General features: G+C 71.5%; 1 protein-coding gene. It reads right to left on the bottom strand.

Translation table 11 applies throughout. From position 1 onward, the window contains the following. Positions 1–86: 86 nt before the first annotated feature. The coding region (locus tag FVW20_RS15895; protein ID WP_196610368.1) for a sensor histidine kinase at positions 87–1,243 on the bottom strand (1,157 nt) is incomplete at its 5' end.

The following is a 1,243-nucleotide window of genomic DNA, read 5'->3' as shown; positions in this document are numbered from 1 at the left end:
GCCCCCCCGTCCGCCGTCCCACCCCGGAGTGGGCGAACGGCCCAGGCGCACGGTGGGGCACCGTGCGCGCAACCGCGCCCCAAACGTCAGCCTGCCGCACCTTCCCGCACGGAGGTGCCGTACGCGCCCACGCAGGCGGGCAGGCGAACAGATACAGTGGTGCCCCGCCCCACCTCGCTTGCCAGGGTCACCTCTCCCCCGTGCAGGCGGGCAATGGCCCGGGCCAGGGTAAGCCCGATGCCCAGCCCTTCGCGGTTGCGCGTCATGTACCCCTGCGCCTGATAAAAGCTTTCGAACACCCGCTCACGCTCCTGCGCGCCAATGCCTACGCCGGTGTCCGCCACTTCCACCACCACCTCGCCGGGCACGCTGCCCTGTCCGCCCGCACCTGCCAGTCCTGCACCGCTCTGGCCACCCGGCACATTCCCCACACCGGGCCAGGACATGCCACGCGGCGGACGGCAGCGCAGGGTCACCATGCCGCCCTGCCGGTTGAAACGAATGGCGTTGTGCACCACGTGCATGAACAGTTCGCGCAGCAGCCCGGCGTTGCCGCGCACCGTCACCGCCCCCCCAATGGGCATCGGCCCCAGCACCACCCCGTGCGCGGCAGCAAAGGCGGAAAGCTCTTCCAGCACCCCGGCCAGCACCCAATACACGTCCACGGGCGCATCCGCCGCCTCCACGCGACCACCTTGCACCTCGGCAAAGCGCACCACCTCGCGCACCATGGCGTGCATGCGTCGCGCGGCCTGCAACAGGTGGCCGAGCAATTCCTCGGCGTCGGAATCGCCCCGGCGGCGCGCCTCGTCCAGCAGCACGTCTCCCAGCCCCAGGATGCCGTTGAGCGGGGTGCGCATCTCGTGCGAGATGATGGCCAGAAAATCCTGCTTCAGGTGCTGCACCCGGCGCTGCATGCTGATGTCGTGCAGCACCAGCACCCGACCGCCGTCGCGCATGGGTGAGGTGGCCACGCGCACCATCCGCCGGGCCACGCCTTCGGGCGAGGGCAGTTCCAGTTCCACCACCCGCGCCCCGTACATGTCCTGTCCGGGCGCATATTGTCCGGGCGCATATTGTCCGGGCGCGTACGCCCCGGAATAACCGTCCGCCCCACCCCCGCCGGAGGCGTCGGCCCCGTGGCCGGACTCCGGCAACACCGCCGCCGCGCCCGCCTCGCCCAGCAATGCCGCCAGCGGGCGGCCCTCCAGTTCCGCCGGGGGGCGATCCAGCATGGCGCAGG

Source organism: Nitratidesulfovibrio oxamicus, assembly GCF_015731765.1.
Taxonomy (GTDB): Bacteria; Desulfobacterota; Desulfovibrionia; order Desulfovibrionales; family Desulfovibrionaceae; genus Cupidesulfovibrio; species Cupidesulfovibrio oxamicus.
This window is presented reverse-complemented; position numbering and strand designations above follow the sequence as displayed.